Annotated in this window: 17 protein-coding genes; 4 read left to right on the top strand and 13 right to left on the bottom strand. The window is 30.0% G+C overall.

Annotated elements, in window-relative coordinates; genetic code table 11:
- Positions 1-104: 104 nt before the first annotated feature.
- The 10 genes from ACREVX_RS14420 to ACREVX_RS14375 form a co-directional block, all read right to left on the bottom strand.
- Positions 105-701: a hypothetical protein gene (locus ACREVX_RS14420; protein WP_431544915.1), complete on the bottom strand. Its 597-nt coding sequence runs from the start codon at positions 699-701 to the stop codon at positions 105-107.
- 135 nt (positions 702-836) lie between these two features.
- Positions 837-2039: a DUF7922 domain-containing protein gene (locus tag ACREVX_RS14415; protein WP_431544914.1), complete on the bottom strand. Its 1203-nt coding sequence runs from the start codon at positions 2037-2039 to the stop codon at positions 837-839.
- A 77-nt stretch (positions 2040-2116) separates the two neighbouring features.
- A complete protein-coding gene (gene rsmA, locus ACREVX_RS14410) occupies positions 2117-2953 on the bottom strand; it encodes a 16S rRNA (adenine(1518)-N(6)/adenine(1519)-N(6))-dimethyltransferase RsmA (protein WP_431544913.1) in 837 nt (278 codons plus the stop codon).
- The gene (gene rnmV, locus ACREVX_RS14405) at positions 2934-3497 is read right to left on the bottom strand and encodes a ribonuclease M5 (protein ID WP_431544912.1); all 564 of its coding nucleotides are present in this window, start codon (positions 3495-3497) and stop codon (positions 2934-2936) included. Before rnmV ends, rsmA begins: the two co-directional genes overlap by 20 nt.
- A gap of 233 nt (positions 3498-3730) precedes the next feature.
- Positions 3731-4768, bottom strand: a complete 1038-nt coding sequence (locus ACREVX_RS14400) for a resuscitation-promoting factor (RefSeq protein WP_431544911.1) — start codon at positions 4766-4768, stop codon at positions 3731-3733.
- Between the two features lie 280 nt (positions 4769-5048).
- Positions 5049-5816, bottom strand: coding sequence for a TatD family hydrolase (locus ACREVX_RS14395; RefSeq protein WP_431544910.1), 768 nt, complete (start codon positions 5814-5816; stop codon positions 5049-5051).
- A gap of 218 nt (positions 5817-6034) precedes the next feature.
- Positions 6035-7552, bottom strand: coding sequence for a DUF445 family protein (locus ACREVX_RS14390; RefSeq protein ID WP_431544909.1), 1518 nt, complete (start codon positions 7550-7552; stop codon positions 6035-6037).
- Between the two features lie 82 nt (positions 7553-7634).
- A complete protein-coding gene (metG, locus tag ACREVX_RS14385; protein WP_431544908.1) occupies positions 7635-9575 on the bottom strand; it encodes a methionine--tRNA ligase in 1941 nt (646 codons plus the stop codon).
- 460 nt (positions 9576-10035) lie between these two features.
- Positions 10036-10575, bottom strand: a complete 540-nt coding sequence (locus tag ACREVX_RS14380; protein WP_431544907.1) for a spore maturation protein — start codon at positions 10573-10575, stop codon at positions 10036-10038.
- Positions 10576-10622: 47 nt separating this feature from the next.
- A complete protein-coding gene (locus ACREVX_RS14375) occupies positions 10623-11198 on the bottom strand; it encodes a nucleoside recognition domain-containing protein (protein WP_431544906.1) in 576 nt (191 codons plus the stop codon).
- 177 nt (positions 11199-11375) lie between these two features.
- Here ACREVX_RS14375 and ACREVX_RS14370 point away from each other — a divergent pair, with 177 nt between their 5' ends.
- Complete coding sequence (locus ACREVX_RS14370) at positions 11376-12236, top strand: putative ABC transporter permease (RefSeq protein ID WP_431544905.1); 861 nt, start codon at positions 11376-11378, stop codon at positions 12234-12236.
- Between the two features lie 155 nt (positions 12237-12391).
- On the top strand, positions 12392-12580 hold the full coding sequence (locus ACREVX_RS14365; RefSeq protein ID WP_431544904.1) for a hypothetical protein: 189 nt from the start codon (positions 12392-12394) through the stop codon (positions 12578-12580).
- 105 nt (positions 12581-12685) lie between these two features.
- Here the strand turns inward: ACREVX_RS14365 and truA are convergent, their stop codons facing one another.
- Positions 12686-13423, bottom strand: a complete 738-nt coding sequence (gene truA / locus ACREVX_RS14360; RefSeq protein WP_431544903.1) for a tRNA pseudouridine(38-40) synthase TruA — start codon at positions 13421-13423, stop codon at positions 12686-12688.
- A 95-nt stretch (positions 13424-13518) separates the two neighbouring features.
- Complete coding sequence (locus ACREVX_RS14355; RefSeq protein WP_431544902.1) at positions 13519-15048, bottom strand: YiiX/YebB-like N1pC/P60 family cysteine hydrolase; 1530 nt, start codon at positions 15046-15048, stop codon at positions 13519-13521.
- 270 nt (positions 15049-15318) lie between these two features.
- On the opposite strand from ACREVX_RS14355, the gene cls reads away from it, so the two are divergent.
- Positions 15319-16773 (top strand): cardiolipin synthase, encoded by a 1455-nt coding sequence (cls, locus tag ACREVX_RS14350; protein WP_431544901.1) that lies wholly within the window; start codon positions 15319-15321, stop codon positions 16771-16773.
- 152 nt (positions 16774-16925) lie between these two features.
- On the opposite strand, the gene ACREVX_RS14345 is transcribed toward cls, so the two are convergent.
- Positions 16926-18278, bottom strand: a complete 1353-nt coding sequence (locus ACREVX_RS14345; protein ID WP_431544900.1) for a GAF domain-containing sensor histidine kinase — start codon at positions 18276-18278, stop codon at positions 16926-16928.
- 201 nt (positions 18279-18479) lie between these two features.
- On the opposite strand from ACREVX_RS14345, the gene ACREVX_RS14340 reads away from it, so the two are divergent.
- Positions 18480-19049, top strand: a complete 570-nt coding sequence (locus ACREVX_RS14340; protein ID WP_431544899.1) for an anti-sigma-I factor RsgI family protein — start codon at positions 18480-18482, stop codon at positions 19047-19049.
- The last annotated feature ends 20 nt before the right edge of the window (positions 19050-19069 follow it).

Here is a 19069-nt window from a genome sequence, read left to right as displayed (position 1 = left end):
ATATCATTACTCTTATTATATAATATCATTAGATAAATTATAATACTTTAAAAAGTTTTAATCAAATGTTGTTAAATGTAATTTATTTGATTTTTATAGTTTCTTTATTTAATTTTTATAGTTTCAACGATGCTTTGAAAAATGGCCGCATATGTCTCTTTAAAATTAACCTCTCTTGTAAAAAATGAAATTCTATAAAATCGTTGCCCACCATCAACGAAATATTCATATGCCTTGTACCAATTATGATTGTTTGTATTTATTAAGTACTGAATTAAATATGTTTTTTTACCGTTTATAATAACATCTTCAATTTTATAATTTTTAATCTCATTTTGTTCCTCTGATATGTTCTTACTTGTATCCAAAAAAGATTTTAAGTCTTGTTTACTGTTCCACACCTCCACAAAGCCATGAATTACAGCATCTGATGACTGAAAATCGTTGTGATACATAATGTCATTACCAGGAAACTTCCTTTCTCTTGTTGTCCATCCTACTGGTAATTTATAAATTACTTTCCCATTTATTGTAGAATAATCATTAAGTAGTTTAATATTATTTTCTACAAGAATAGTAGTTTTTAATTTATTGTCAAATTGTTTTGATATTCCTAGGAGTGTAATCATAAGTCCAAGAATTACTACTATAATTCCTACCTTTTTTTTGTTTATAACTATAACCTTGAATGTGCTCCTCATTATATTAAGCCCCTCCACAAATTAATATTAATATACTATATGATACATAACATTAAATTATCAAAAAAAATTAATGTGCAGCTAAATTATTTAGCCGCACATTTTATTTTTCTACATCATTTTATTTTTTCTATATCATTTTTTTAAAGGGACAACAATTGTAGAATTTTTAAAGTCATAAAACATCAGCCAATGTCCCATTTCATCATTATCTTTATCCGCAATCCAAGTTACAAAACCAGTTTTGCCTCCATAAGGTTGATGCGCTTTGTTGCGGCTTCCAGGTATTCCATAAACAATATATTTCATCTTTCCTTTTGAGTCACATTTATATCCTAGCATAAAAGATTTGTAGTTTCTAATGTATGGGAAGTAACAAATCATAGGATAATAGGCTATTGTATATTTATTATAGTCACTTGAATCATACATATTCTCCAAGTTATGAACGGGTACCTTATACCATGTGCACCATTTAATTTCCTTGGTAAAATCAGGTACTTCTTCAAAATCTTGTGCTACTTTCTTGAAGAAATTTCCCATAGCGCCTTTAGGATATTCGCCTTTAACATAGTTATTTTCCTTATCATTACACTTATCTTTTTTATCTTCTTTATGTTTTCTATCTACATCTCTATTAAAATTAGAAACATCCTCTTGTTTGTTAATCTCTATCTCTTCATCTACAGTTCCCGTTACTTTAGCGTTTTCACCCGCAAGTCTTTGCTCGTCTAAAGTCTCTTGATTAGTATCAGTGTCTACTACTTCATCTTGAGTCTCCCGAATTTCTAAAGGCACAACATTTATAGCTTCATCTTTTTTCACCTTAATTAATTCAATGCTTTGCTCATATTCGTCAAATTCATTGATGACATCAGTCGTTCTCGCTACTTTCTTTTCCTTATTACCATCTGCTATTTTAAAGTTTTTCCAATCAATTGGTTTATCTGTTGTTGAAAACCCACTCATTATTGAAATTACATTTACATCTAGAAATTTTACAATTGCAGCTCCAATAATCTTTTCAGCAGAAATACCCGTGTCTGCTATATTCTCCATATCATATTCATGAAAAATGTCCACTCTACCGTGATCGTCTATGTTCAATTTACCAACTTTTATAATTTTGTTCACATCTTTTTTACCACATATCAAAATCATGTAATAAGGTTGTTTGTCTATTTTTAGGTTTTGTACATAGTATGAAATCTTACATTTGGCATTTTTCATTTCGAGTTTTGCATAGCCTGATGGAATTTTATCTGCGTCTAATGAATATCCTTTTTCATCTTCCTGTAATATAATAAAATACCTACTATAATTTTTTTTAGGTGTCACGATCGCTAACCTCCATATAAAACTTATTCATTATAATATATGAAGTATGTTATAAAAAATGAACACTATCTGAAAATTTATTTTGCAAACCCTATTTCATCCGAAAGCAAAGCAAACTCCTGTAGTGATAAAGTTTCTCCTCGCCTTTTTGGATCAATATTTGCTCTTTCAAAACATTTTAGTAATTCTTCTTTAGGAATTCCTATATCCTTAACAGAATTCCATAAGATTTTCCTTCTCATATTAAATGATTTTCTTACTATAGAAAAAAACAAGGCTTCATCTTTAACCTTAACTTTGGGTTCTTTTAATCTATCGAGTCTTATAACCATTGACTCTACCTTAGGCTCGGGCAAAAACGCTGTAGGTGGCACAAGTCGAAGTATTTTTGTATCGCAGTAATACTGAACAAGTATTGAAAAAGCTCCATAAGCCTTACAATTTGGCTCTGAATCTATTCTCTGCGCAACTTCCTTTTGTATCATTATAGTTAAAGATTTAAAATTATAACCACCAGTGAGTAAGTTAACAATTATTGGAGTCGTTAAATAATATGGTAGATTAGCAACTAATTTTACGGACTTTTCATCCCCAATTAATTCATTAAAATCCACTTTTAAAGCATCGTTATGTATAAGTTCAAAATTATCGAACTCCTTAAGTTCATCCTCTAAAATCGGTAAAAGTTTATCATCTAGTTCTATAGCGCAAACTCTTTTAGCCCTTCTTAAAAGAGCTCTAGTTAATGTTCCAAAGCCTGGCCCTATTTCAATAATAAAGTCTTGATCATTAACTTCTGCTCCATCTACAACATCATCCAGTACAGAATCATCTATTAAGAAATTTTGGCCTAAACCCTTTTTAAACCTAAATCCATATTTTTTGCAAGCCTCACTAATCGTCAAATCTGCCATAATTCATCTCCTTGTTTATTTTTTCTAAAGCCTCTATAAATTCTTCTTTTATGATCCCATAATTATTAAGTCTAGTTATAAATTGAGCAGAATTACCGTATCCTATACCTAATAAATTTCCTAGAGCCTCTCGTCTTTCTTTTGCACGACTATCTGCTGTTAATTTAAAAAATATCATATCTTGCACACCAAACTCTTTTCTTTTTTCTTGAACTTCAAATTTTGCAGCCAAAAGAGCTTTTAATATTGTTTCAGGTGATGCATTTTCAACACCTATATCTCCATCTTTTGTACCTTCCTTTTGCGATATGTATGCATGTTTTACGTTAGGTACTCTTTTGGAAATAATTTTTCTTATTTTTTCTCCAGCAAAATCAGGATCTGTAAATATTATAACACCTCTCCGCTTTTGAGCTTCTCTTATTTTGTTAATTACCTTTTCATTTATCCCAAACCCACTTACAGAAATCAGTTCAGCATCTACCGCTCTTTTTATTGCTGTAATGTCATCTCTTCCTTCAACTACTATCACTTCTTTAATCATATGTTATCCTCCTAATTGGCTAATTGACCTATAAAAAATGCTATTTATCATCTTCATTTCTATACTAAACTAAGTCATTTCCTATTATTATATAATAATTAAATCATCTCCTGCGGAGCTGAAATGTCGTTAAAAACAAAGGCACACCTTAGTGTTTTTTTTATTACCTTATCTATAATACCATTTTACTCATTAATAGTGAACTATAAAACAAAAAAAAGGAGCTTATGCTCCTATTTAAGAATGTATATATCTACGCTTCTTGCTCCCCAATTCCAACTTTCGCCACTAGAATTGTAATATAAATCTATCTTGTTACCCTTTATAGCTCCACCTACATCTTCTGCAATCCCATATCCGTATCCCTCTATCCAAAGCTTAGTTCCAAGAGGAATAACCCTAGGATCAACAGCTACAGTGCTATACCCATTAGGATTTCTTTTTGCCGTTTTCCCAGTGGACGTTATTCCAAAGGCAGGGTCACCTGGGCCTTTCCCAGTACAATTAATATCAGCAGTATATGCTGTTGCCCTAACCTTAAGTTTTTTAGTATAACTAATATCCCCTCCACGTGATGATGAAAATACACTGGTTGTACCTAATGCAATTATTTCTTTTACAGGCTCAGAATTAGTTTTTTCACTAACTAAGTTTCTAGATACCTCTTTGCCATTTTCATAAACAACAGTTGAAGTTATAATCTTCTCCCCTGCTTTTCCTTTTTGGATGACTTTTTTTACACCCTTATTTAAATTATTACTGTTTTTAATTTCGGTTGCAAAGTCTATTACTTTAGTTTCCTTAATATTTTCAGTTTTCACTCTTGTTATATTAACTGAAAGATCTGATTTTAGTGAATCACTTCTTGATGGTGTAATCTTGTCATTATCGCCTAAAACAATTTTCTCTGCCTTTAGCATATCCTCTACAGTGCTTTCAGCAGTTTGAATATTAAGTTCTTTCCCATCAACATTTACTTTAACGTTCACAGCTTTTTTTATATATATTTTATCTCCGTCTTTTACTTTACTGTCTAAACTCACCGTTATTTGATCTTTGGACCCCAGCGCTATATTATTTGTTTTTAGTATTTGAGTAACATCACTTTTTAAAGTTGTAACTTCTATAGATTTACCATCAACAATCACAGATATAACTTTTTTCATATTAAATACAGTCATTGTAATGCATGTAATTACCAGCATTACTACAAAAATCGTCTTGGGTCCATTTGAAAAATAATTCTTTAAATTCTCTTTAACATTTTTCATCGTAAAGATTCCCTCCCTTAGTCAAGAATACTTGGGTATTATACCTTGAAGCAATAAATATGTCAAATGATGAGCTCCTTACTCTTAAATTTGACCGCTAATGCATCATTATGCATGCAACTATAATATTATAGTTGAAAATATAAATAACCAACCCAGTTTTGAGGGTAAACTAGTAAAAATAACTTTTACCATTAAAATTATATGATATGCATATAGTTTTAATTACCAATACTTTTGTGTAAATCTTTTCATAAATTGGATTAATATACATATTACACTATTTGTTAATTTTTAGCAATTGTTTTATGTTAAAAATAGTTGAATCTTCAATTTCCTCTATATTTTTGCCCTTAATTTCTGCTATTTTCTCTATTATATATTTAATATAATCAGACTCATTTCTTTTCCCTCTATTGGGCACTGGCGCCATATATGGACAGTCAGTTTCTACAAGTATCCTTTCCATTGGTACTTCTTTTGCAACGTCAACTATTTTTTTCGAATTTTTAAATGTTATGACTCCGGTAAATCCTATAAAATAACCAAGCTTTAAGCATTCCCTGGCAAATTCAACACTTCCTGAGAAACAATGAATTGTGCCTATCACCTCTGGAAATTCTTTTAATATATCCAAAGTATCCATATGAGCATCCCTATCATGAATAACTACAGGTAATTTAAGTTCACGTGCAAGCTCCATTTGACGCCTAAATGCGCCCTTTTGAATTTCTCTATCTGGATTTTCGTCATGGTAATAATCCAGCCCTATTTCACCTATAGCTTTAACCTTTGAAAAACGCGCTAAACTACGTAATTCTATGATAGTTTCATCATTAACTACATCTGCATATTCAGGATGTACACCTACCGCAGCATATATAAAACTGTATTTTTCTGATAATTCTACTGACATCCTAGCCCCGTCCATTGACGAACCGCAGTTTAATACCCCTATTACCCCTTTATCATTTAAACCCATAATTACATTTTCTCTATCCTCATTAAAAGCCTCATCGTCATAATGCGCATGTGAATCAAATATCATAATAAATACTGCATTAAACTTAACCTTACTTAAAGTTTAATTACAGCTCTCACCATCCCTTCTAATTTAAATTAGTTTTCAATTAATCACGAGTATTTATTTGACATTATACTCGTGTTCTTAATTTATGTACAATTTTATATAATTTATAACATAATTTAAATAAGTAAAAGCCGCTTTCCTTCGAAAGTGACTTTTACTTATTAATAAATAATGAACTAAAGCGAACCAAGAATTGGTGATAACACCCCCATAATCGCTCCAAGGATTGCCCCAAGCCAAGTTATAGCCTTAAGCTCCTTACTAGCAATTTCCATTATAATTTCTTCTGAAAAAGCTACATCAAATTCATTTATTTTTTCTTCGACTATTTTTGCAATATCTAATACTTCAATAACACCCTCAGCCTTATTTTCTATGAATTTGTTATACAAATCGCGAACTACATTTGATACAGATTCAGCTACTTTATTACCCTGAGATCCAACCATTGATTTCATCTCAATTCGCAGCACGCGACTAATCATTATAGCTACTATTTGTGTTATTTTTATTAATGCAGTGTCACTTTTTGCCATAACTTCTATCCTACTTCTTATACTCTCTTCTATAAAACTTTTATAATCTACTCCTAAACTCTCAAGTAACTCCTCAATTGAGGAATAATTATTAAACTTACCCTCAAGAGCTTCTAAAGTATCTCTAATAAGTTTTTCATCTACAATCTTTGTTGTGAATAATTTTATTAAAGGTTCAATTGCATTATCAATAGCTTCTTTAGGTAGCTCTGAAAGCACACCCGCTATTGAATTTTTAAGTATTTTGTCTATAATATCATTAATTATTAAAGCTATGTCATTATGATTTTTAGGTTCATCTAAAAATTCATCTAATCCAGTTGCAACCTTTTCATAAATAGTATCCGTATTCATAAACATTGCTACCATAGGGCTTAACTTTGTGCTTATAGTTTCGTCTACAATTTCTCTTAATTTATTCGAGTTTTTTTCCTCTTTTAACATTTTTTTTATTTCCATAGCTATTTCATATCTTTTGCCATAAATATATACTTTCAGATTGTTAATTATCTCGCTTGGAACTACTTGTTCAAAATTCTTATCTAATCCCATTAGTTTAGCTAGCTTATCTTTTAATATTTTTTGAACTGTATTGTAGAAATTATCCGAATCCTTATACTCAATTACCATGTTTAACACTTTATCTTTTATTGAGTTATATAATTCACTTTTACAAATAATTTCTGGTTTAACTTTTAATTCTGCTATTATTTGTGTGGAAATATATTTAGCAATCTTGCCTGAACCCTCTTTTTCATTTAAATAACCTACAAGGGCTTTAGAAATATTATCATTTATGCTGCCCGTAAAACTTTGGTATTCATTCCCAAGCAATGATTTTAACTCTGTTCCCACTGTAACCTCACTATTCTTTATAGTAACTACCTTACTTTGTACCCATGAATCTAATTGTTGATTCATGTTTTCACTACATAAAGACTTAATAATTGTTTCCTTTGTCAAAAGATGTTGACCTATAGAATCCCCTACACTTTTAGCTATTCTAGTCTTCTCCTTTGGTATAAGTCCTGGAGTAAATGGCACTTTAACGTTAAATAGTCTTATCTCGCTGCGTGGTCTAAACAACATTTTTATAGCTAACCAATTGGTTATGTACCCGATAATAGCTCCAACTAAGGAACCTATAATAAATTTCATATTTTTCCTCCTAGCATGGACATTTTCTACATCCATAAGAGTTTCATACTTATGGATGCAATTAGTGTCTTTAAAAATCATTTTATCTTACTGTACTTCCTGTAGGTAGTTCTCCCGGCAGTGATATTGCAAATAACTTGCTATCATCCTCATTTGCCGCTGCAATTATCATTCCTTGTGATAATTCCCCCCTTAGTGTAACAGCCTTTAAATTGGCTACTAGCACTACATACTTACCAATTAGTTCTTCTGGTTTGTAATTTTGAGCAATTCCTGAAATTACTTGTCTTATTTCTCCACCTAAATCTACTTTTAACTTAAGTAATTTTTTAGATTTCTTCATTGCTACGCACTCTAATACTTTAACAACCCTCATATCTATCTTATCAAAATCTTCTATGGTAATTTCCTTTTTAATTGGCTCCATAGTAGGCTTTTGTGCTAATTTCCTTTGCGATTCTACAAGTGCATCAAGCTCTTCTATTTTAGCTTCCACATCTATTCTTGGAAACATTACCTCTCCTTTATTAACCTTTACTCCGGATATTGTTCCATCAAATGATTTCAGACTATCCCAAGTTGTATTGCTGGCATTTATTTGAGTATTTATTTTATTACTTGTTGTTGGCAAAAATGCTGATATTAGTACTGATGTCATTCTTAGTGATTCCAATAAATTGTAGAGCACCGTGCCAAGTCTTCCCTTTTGCGCTTCATCTTTTCCAAGTATCCATGGAGTTGTTTCGTCTATATATTTATTTGTTCGTCTAATTAGAGTCCAAACATGGTCTAGTGCCTCAGATATTTTAAGGTCTTCTATAGCTTTTTCAACTAAAGCAGGCACGCCAAGTGCAAGCATTATAAGTTCATTATCAACGGCCTCTTTCTGCAAAGGCACCGGAGTAACTCCGTCAAAATATTTCTCTACCATTGTTACAGTTCTTGATAGTAAGTTCCCTAAATCATTAGCTAAATCTGAATTTGTTTTCTTTATAAATATTTCACTAGTAAATATTCCATCATTACCGAATGGTATTTCATGAAGCAAGTAATATCTTACTGCATCAACTCCAAAGTGATCAACCAGCGTTACTGGATCTACTACGTTTCCTCTAGATTTAGCCATTCTTACTCCCCCATCCACAAGAAGCCAGCCATGTCCGAATACTTGTTTTGGAAGAGGCAAATCTAATGCCATAAGCATTATTGGCCAATAAATCGTATGAAATCTCAATATATCTTTACCAATTAGGTGTACATCCGCTGGCCAGTATTTTTTATAAAGGGAAGTATCGTCGCTATTATATCCAAGCGCCGTTATATAGTTAGATAATGCATCTACCCATACATATATAACGTGCCCTGGATCAAATTCAACAGGAATTCCCCAATCAAAAGTTGTACGTGAAACACATAAATCTTGAAGGCCAGGTCTTAAAAAATTATTTAGCATTTCATTTTTTCTTGATTCTGGCTGAATAAAATCAGGATGAGTTTCAATGTATTCTATAAGTTTATCTGCATATTTTGACATTTTAAAGAAATATGCCTCTTCTTTAGCTTTTTCTACAGGCCTTGAGCAATCAGGACATTTCCCGTCTACTGCTTGAGTTTCTGTCCAAAATGATTCACATGGAGTACAATATAATCCTTCATATGAGCTTTTATATATATCCCCTTGATCGTACAACTGTTTAAATAGTTTTTGAACTGATTTTTTATGGTATTCATCTGTTGTTCTTATAAATTTATCATAACTTATGTCCATCATTTTCCATAGTTCTTGTATGCCTGCTACTACTTTGTCTACATACTGTTTTGGAGTAACTCCTTTCTCCTGTGCTATTCTTTGAATTTTTTGACCATGCTCATCTGTACCTGTTAAAAACATAACATCATAACCTGTAAGCCTCTTAAACCTAGCAATAGCATCAGCAGCTACCGTTGTATATGTATTACCAATATGTAGATTTGCTGACGGATAATAAATTGGTGTAGTAATATAAAAAGTTTTTTTGTTCATATTTCTCTCCTGCCTCTCTCAAATATATTATTTATAATCTTCAGATTTTATTTCCCAGAAAATAAAAAAAGTCTCTAAACAGAAATATTATTCTGTTTAGAGACGTATTTAACGTTTTACCACTCTAATTTATCCCTACATCACTATAAAGATCTCAATGGGTGACCATCATCACCTGACAATATAACGGTTGCGTCCGTATTATCCTAATAATAAAATTTAAAAGTATATTTTTATAATAAGCCTTTAAATTTCCACTCAAATAATCTGCTTAAAGACCATGTTCATAAGTCAACCTGCTACTGATTTTCACCACTGTCAGCTCTCTGTTAACAATTAGGCTTATTACTCTTCTCATCATTGCATTTATCACATAATAATTATATTGCAAATAAATTGCTATGTCAATATTTTTAATCAAAACCCCTAAAATTATACTTATATTTTCATTGTTTTATATTTAAAAGAAAAATTTGGCCAAATTAACTGCCATTATAACCGCTGTAATATCAGCAAGCACTGCCGCCACTAATGTATGCCTAATATTTTTTATACCAACTGCACCAAAGTATACTGTAAGTGTATAAAAAATTGTTTCTGTTGATCCCATTATTATGGATGCTACCCTTCCTATATAACTATCTGGCCCATATTGTTTTATTATGTCAGTGAACACTCCTAATGCTCCACTTCCCGATAGAGGTTTTATTAAAACTAAAGGAACCACTTCAGGTGGCAGTCCGATGAACTTAACTACTGGAGTTACTAAATAAATAAAAAAATCTAATGCTCCAGAAGCTCGAAGCACATTTACGGCCACAATCATGGCTAAAAGATACGGGAATATTTTTAGACAAATGGTTATGCCCTCTTTTGCCCCCTCAACAAAACATTCGTATACTTTTACTTTCTTAATAACCCCATATGTTACTACTAGAGCAATAATAATTGGGATTATACCCTTTAAAATATATGATACTAAGTTACCTACAATCACCATATTACACCTCCACCGCCTTTAACTTTAAGTTTCAATATATATTCTATTTAAAAATATCTTTGTAGTATCTTACAATAAAATACACCTAATACTGCAGCAGTACCTGTTGCAATTATAGCCGGCAGGATAATAATAGCTGGATTCTGAGAATTATAAGCTGCTCTTATTGATATTACCGTTGTTGGTAAAAACTGAATACAAGCAGCATTTAATACCAAAAACAAAGCCATATCATTACTAGCTGTATCCTTTTCCCTAGTAATTTTATGCATTTCTTCCATAGCCTTTATACCAAAAGGGGTTGCTGCATTTGATAATCCCACCATATTAGCCGTTATATTCATAGTAATGCTAGACATCGCCTTTGGACTTTTTCTAGCTTCTTTAAACACGATTTTTAGAATTGGTCCAAGTAGATTGGCTAATTTGTCAGTTAGTCCACTTTTCTCTGCAATTTTCATAATTCCACACCACAAACACATCATTCCAACAAGCCCTATGACAAGTTCCACAGCGCCCGTTGTTGATGAAACAACTGCTTTTGAGACAATTTCCACCTTCCCCGTAACCATCCCAACAATTATGCCTACTGATAAAATTAAAAACCAAATAATATTTATCATATATTTCCTCCTAATATTTAAGTTAATTTATCATCGCTTGCTAAATATATATGTATCACTTCTCAAAAACTTGCATATATTAATATTTTATTAGCTTATTGCCTATAAAAAAAATACTTTTTGTGTTACTATTTTCTTGTTCAATATATTGTAACCATAAAAAGAGGGAGTTAATATATGTTTAGTACAGCTTTATTAAATTCAAACACATTTACACTATTTTATTATTTTATTATCTATTCTTTTATGGGATGGTGCCTTGAGACAGTTTACGCAACAATAAACAAAAAAGAATTTGTTAATCGAGGTTTTCTAAATGGACCATTTTGCCCTATTTATGGATTTGGTTGTTTGTCTATAATTGTTATATTAAAACCTATTGAAGCTAATTATATTTATCTTTTTTTTGGTTCAATATTTTTAACGTCCCTTATCGAGTATGTGACCGGCTACATTTTAGAAACTGCCTTTAATAGTACTTGGTGGGATTACAGTGATGAGCCGTACAATCTTAAAGGGAGAATATGTTTATATTTCTCTATAATATGGGGGTTTATTTCAATATTAATTTTAAAGGTAATTCATCCTTATATCATACATATAGTAAGTATAATCCCACCTAAACTAGGTATAATACTTTTTTATACTATGCTTTTATGTTTATTAATCGATTTTATACTTACTGTAAATACTGTTTTAAAATTAGAATTGCTTTTACATCAATTTAATACAGCATATTTGGAATTAACTGAGAAAGTTTCAGGGTTTAAATTGAACTTAGGAAATACTAAAAATATAACAGAATTAAAATTTAAATTAGAGCAGTTAATAGAAAGTGCTGAAGTTAAGATGAGTAAGAAAAAATCTGACATTGAAAACATCATTAAAGAGCTCAAATCAAGATATGATTATTTATTTACTAAAAAATATCCTGACTACTCAAGGATTATAAAAGCCTTTCCTGATTTAAAGTTTAAAGGTTTGGATATCATACTAAAAGACGTTAAAAATAAACTTTCCATCAATAAGAAAAATTAGCATTAATGTTTAAGTAATTAAGAAACTAATTTCCACTTGTAACTTTGAATCACTAATGTTAGGATTTATATATTCCTTAAATATAACCTTTTAGAGCCCTATTTTTCAGGATGAATTAAGTATATTTATAAAAAACAAAAGTTAAAGGAGATTAAATGATGAAAGAAGAAAGCTTAAAACAAGCACAAAAGGGCATTGATGATGCGCTAGACTCTATAGACGTTTTAGAGGAAACTATGAAGCTTAGTCCTCTTCCAAAAGATATATTAAAAGAAAATTTTGATAGCCTTTCCAAAAAAGTTGAAGAAATTGAAGAACTATTAAAAAACGAAGGAATCTTATAGTAATAATTTATAATTTACATTGTTTTAAATTTCTATTTCTATATATATAAATAAAATAGGCACATGAGTTTTTTAAACTCATGTGCCTATTTTATTTATACAATCTTAATAATTAACTTCTTCTAAAAATAAACCTTTGGCTGGTGCAATATGTCCTGCATACTTTCTTTCTTTTCTATCTAAAATATCACTAATTTCATTTGCATCTCTTTCACCAAGTCCTACTTCAACAAGTGTTCCAACTAGTAATCTCACCATATTTTTCATAAATCCATTTCCTTGAACACTGATTTCAATATTTCCATCCTCATTTTCAATATTTATTGTATAAATAGTTCTTATAGTAGATTTTTTCTTAGTTTTAAGTGTTGTAAAACTTTGAAAATCATGTTCTCCTATTAAGAATTCAGATGCTTTTCTCATCTTATCTATATTCAGTGGTAATGCTACATGGTAATCATATTTTCTTGTAAATACATCATGTACCTTATTGTTGCAAATATTATATACATATTTTTTAGCCTTAGCATTGTATCTAGCATGAAAATTAAGATCCATTTCTTCAACTGATTTAACTACAATATCTTCTGGTAAGTATTCATAACAATAACTACGCATTTTATGCACAGGCAAAGTACAGTCTGTTCTAAAATTCGCCACTTGATTTGATGCATGCACTCCTGCATCTGTTCTTCCTGAAGCAGTGATTTCAATATTTTCTTGAGCCATCTTGCTTAAAACAGCTTCTATTTTGTGCTGAATTGTATTGTCACTGTCTCCAAGTCTTTGCCATCCTTTATACCTAGTACCATCATATTCTATTATAATTTTAATATTTCTCATATATTATTTATCCTACTTTCTATTCTAGAGTTTAATCTAATACTTTACTTTTAATATTTTTACTGTATTTATATTATATACATATATCCTAATTATTAAAACATGCCATATAAAATAAATTTGAGCTTAGACAATACCGAATTTAATTTCACTATAGGATACCTTGTGGTTGTTTTTAAAATAATCCTATGCTTTACGGTTGTCCATTTAGATATTTTCCAAGTCGTTTTTAAATCATTTGCTGTTTTTCTTATAGCTTTTCTTTCGCGCGCATTCCCATCATAATAAACTACAAAATCAAATTCTGCATTTTCACTCTCAAATTCAGAGTCAAATTTTTTAATAATGCTATTAGGTGAGAGTAGGAGCCTTCCCGCTTTTAGCTCTAAGTTAAATGTAATTCCTTTTTTATTGCTTGAGCATAAATATGACTTATAAATTAGTTCACTACAAAACAAAGCATTATCTGTCATAATATCAAAATTATAATCATATACCTTTCCTAAATACTCAAAAGCTGTAAACAATGCCTTTAATTTATCTTCTTTAGAAAGTCTAGGACGGAGTGCAGAAAAACAATCAACTTTTGCAATAGCATCTAGAGGGTTTATTACAACTCCAGAGGCAATAACTTCAATAATGTATTCGCTGCTTGGCTTGCTTTGCAAACGCTCATATACTTTAGGGTAAACTTTTTTTATGTGCTCTGACACTGACAAACAATCATCCAAAACAATATCGTTAAAATACTTGTCTACGTTTTCTAAACCACCTATATAAATACCAGTATGAGTCCAAAAACCTGGTAAGCCTATATTGGTTAGCTGATAATTATTTCTTTTTAGAAGTACATCACCTGGTAACAATTCTGCCTTAATAATATTTATATCTTCGCTGCTTACATATTTCTCTTTTCTACTAGAATAATCAACTCCAGTAATACTTACAGCAACCCACTTTTGGAATGGGAACCAAAAGTCAAAAGCATTTTTACCAAAAAAACCAACCATATTATTTTTAACAATATTTCTATGATTTTTAACAAGCTTTATAACATTCAAGTAATTATAGCTTGCATAAGCTAATAATTCTTTTTCTCCCTCTACCCTATGGTCTTGATGACCTTCATAATAATTAAGCATAGAATTAAAGTAGTGCTTATTCCTAAACAAAGATATCATACAAGAAATTTCTGTAATTTCTTGTGTTATATAATAATATTGTTTTTTATTAATATTATATTCAGGCCTAGCCTCGTTTAACATCGACTCCAAATACCTATTTTTGTCTATAATGTTGGCTAGCAATACTGCATTTTTACGTATCGCTATTGTTGAAGCATAAGTTAATAAAACGTTTTTATATCTAGCATGTGTATCAGTTGTAGATTTCAATATAATTTTATTTTTATACTTTTGTCTAATTTCTTTTAATTCTTTATAACATCCTACATAACTTACCCAACTGTGTAATATAATTTGTTTATCAATTAATGACATCTTCTGAACATCAGAACAAAACAAATTTTCGTTTCCCTTAATCTCATTCATCACATGTTCTAATTCTTTTATAAGTTCCAAGGATTGGTCTATTTCCTCATTAACTATTTTTTGAACTAAACCCATATATCTATCCCCAATTTGTTTTCATTTTTAAATTTTACTTAAAATATGATTTACCCCTTAAATCATGCTTAACGATTCAGCTTTATTATACCATAGAACTTACTACTTCATTAATAATATAAATTATAAAATTAAAATATTCCTGTTTTATTCATAAATCAATGATATTAATAAAAATTATTTTATTTTTTACTGTTTTTCACTGTTTTTTTATGTTGATTTATATGTATACTATTATCATAAGATAAAATGAATTTTTTGGAGGCTTTTATGTTTTCTAGTGAACTATTTTTACGTTTTTTTAATTTACTATTTTTTATTAATATTATTTTTGCTATTGTAGTTGTTTTTATCGAACGAAAAAACCCAGCAAATACTTGGACATGGCTTATGGTATTGCTGTTTTTACCTAGTGTAGGGTTTATTGTATATCTGTTTTTCGGTCAAAATTTGAAAAGAACAAAAATGTTCAAACTAAAAAAGGAAGAAAAAGAAAACCTATCTTCTATTGTCAGTAAACAAACAGAATTTTTAGATAACGAAAGTTTAACTAAAACTAATCCTTTTTTAAGTAAATATTCCGACATAATGAAACTTAATCTTTGTAGTGACAACTCTTTTTATACCAATAATAATAAGATTACTATATTTACTGATGGAAAAGCAAAGTTTGATCAACTTAAAGAAAGTCTTAATAGCGCGCAGACATACATTCATATGGAGTATTATATATTCCAAAATGATATTTTAGGAAAAGAAATTCTTGATATACTATGTAAAAAAGCCAACGAAGGAGTAGAGGTAAAATTACTATATGACGGAATGGGTTGCCTTAAGGTTCCTAAATCTTTTTTTGCACCTTTAATTAAGGCCGGTGGAAAAGCTTTTTGTTTCTTCCCACCTTTTCTTCCTTATATAAACCTCAGATTAAACTTTAGAAACCATCGCAAGATATGTACTGTTGATGGTAAATATGCTTTCATAGGTGGTTTTAATATCGGGGATGAATATCTAGGACATTCTAAAAAATTCGGTTTTTGGCGAGATACTCATTTATTTATAGAAGGCGATGCAATTGATGCATTAGAACTTCATTTCTTAATGGATTGGAGATTTGCCTCAAAAGAAGATTCAAATTTTGACGATAAATATTTCCCCCACAGACCACACATTGGAAAATCAGGTCTTCAAATAGTTTCGAGTGGTCCTGATTCTACCTTTAACTCTATTAAAAATGGGTATTTAAAAATGATTAGCAAAGCTGAAAACACTATTTATATAGAAACGCCTTATTTTATTCCAGACGATAGCATACTCGAGGCACTAAAAATAGCTTCTCTCTCAGGCGTCGATGTACGCATACTTATACCAAGTAAACCAGATCATCCTTTCGTATATTGGGCTTCTACATCCTATATGGGCGAACTTCTGGCATCGGGCGTAAAATGTTATACCTACACTAAAGGTTTCCTTCATAGTAAATTTCTTTCTATTGATGGATCTATAAGCTCTGTAGGTACAGCCAACCTAGATATTAGAAGTTTTACTTTAAACTTTGAAATCAATGCTTTTATATATGATAAAGAAATAACTTCTGACCTAGACAACTTTTTTATGAATGATTTAACATTTTGTAATGAATTAACTATTGAGGATTACACTAATAGAAACTTTATAGTTAAATTCAAGGAATCTATTTCGAGATTACTTTCCCCTATACTCTAATTCTATAAATATGTTGGCAGAATATATTCTCACATCTTTTTATAAAATCTAGTTAAATCAGCTCCTGCTGAGCTAAATATCGTTAAAATACACTAAGAGCGGCACTTATCTTTTCGCCACTCTATAGTGTATTTTTTTGGACCGAGTTTTTACTACTTTGTCTTTAATATAGGTATACTAAATGAAAAATCACTTCCTTTTCCTATTTCACTCTCAACCCATATTTTTCCACCATGTTGTTCAATAATATACTTACATATAGATAATCCAAGTCCTGTACCACTAGGTTTGCTAGTGAGATTATCTCCAACTTGACTAAATTTTTCAAATATATACTTTTTATCTTCTTCTCTAATACCTATCCCCGTATCACTTATGGTTACTATAATATTATCCCGGGCAACTCTTGCACTGCATACTATACATCCCTCTTGCGTAAATTTTATAGCATTAGAAATAAGGTTAATTATTACTTGCATTAATTTATCCTTATCTGCCATAATTATAGGAAGCGGTTCCCTTATGCTCTGAACAACCTGAATTAATTTACCTTTAATAATTGGGTCAGTTAATGTTATTACGTGATTTATAATCTCTTCCATGGCAACTTCCATCATATTTAAATGAACTTTACGTGCCTGAATTCTTGATATATCTAATAAATCATTTATAAGGAAGGATAATCTCTCGCCCTCAGATAAAATTATATTTATATTTCTTTTTATTTTTTCTACCTCACTTTTATTTTTTTCACTTTTAATATCTATCATATTTACTATTGATTTTTCAAATTTTCGTTTTACCATTTCTGCAAATCCAATAATTGAAGTTAATGGTGTACGAAGCTCATGCGATACCGTTGATAAAAAATCTGTTTTAACCATATCCGCATCTCTTAATTTTTTTAGTATCATGGCATTTTCAATAGCTATGGTGACTCTACCAACAAATAACATGACACTTGATATTAAAAATTCATTATATGCTGATTTTTTATGACTAAGAATTATAACTGCCCCATATATTTTTTCATTATAGATTATTGGGACTATAAGTAGGCTTCTCATATGATATAATACTATTTGAAACTCAGTATTAATCTTTGCATATTTTGATTTGTTTAAATCCTTAATATAATAAGGCATGTTTGGCTTTATGACTTTTTTAATTAGTTCAAGATATTTATCTTGCTTAAAATAACTACTTAAATCTAGTCCTTCTCCTATGCCTTTGCAACCTACATGTTTACAATCATTATCATCTTTAAATACACTTATAGCTGTGTCATACTCTACAATTTCATATATATTTTTTAGTAATTTTTCAAAAATGTCTTCTATATTAGTTGTAGACTTAAATATATCAATTATTGCATTAGTTCTCTTATCATATTCTTTAGATTTTTTATTCATTAATGATTTAATTACTATATAAATAACTGTAATATTTATAATAATTAAGCTACCTATAAATATATAAAATTCGCTTAAAAATGTTTCTCTCATAATATACCCCTATTTAATATTTTGTATGTATATAACCTTAAGCCTTAATTTAACGACTTTTAAGAAGGAAAATCTCCTTCTGAAGTCTTTAATGAAGCTCTGCAGGAGATGATTTAATACCTTCTGCAATGAACGTACCAATTTCTTCACCTTATGTCAAGTATTATTAAATATTTATTATCATCCAAAGGGGGATCCAAAATGCGTAAGTCAGGTAAAATAATTAACATTGAAAAAAATAAGGTATACATTATAACCGAAAAAAATGAATTTGTCACCCTAGAAAAGCACACGGGCGACCCTGTAATCGGTCAATTATACGAAGGCTACGAATTTCAAAAAGTTGTAATTTGGAAATTTATGCTTACAATTGCTTTCATAATCTTACTTATATTCTCACTAAGAAAATTGTACTTGGATAATAAATATAATTATTCTGTTATAGTAGACATGAATTGTTCTATAAAGATGGAGGTAAGCGGATCAGATACGATTAAAAAGGTTGAAGGCCTTAGCGAAGGCGGTTATAAAATAATCAAGCTGGTATCCTTAAAACACAAATCTTTAGATGAAGCTTTAAAATTAATTCTAGATCAATCTATTAAGCAAGAATATTTGACTAAAGCACATGCAGAAGACGGCTTTAAAATATCTATATTTGTTACCGATAATAAAAATAATGTAAAAGTTAACATCCCAGAATTTAATAGATATGCTAAAACACATGATTTTAAGGTCTTATTAAATAACAAGCAACCATTTATTGATTGATGACTCGCGATATACTCGCA

Origin of the sequence: Clostridium sp., from assembly GCF_050717545.1 — a bacterium.
Classification (GTDB): domain Bacteria; phylum Bacillota; class Clostridia; order Clostridiales; family Clostridiaceae; genus Clostridium_AD.
This window is presented reverse-complemented; position numbering and strand designations above follow the sequence as displayed.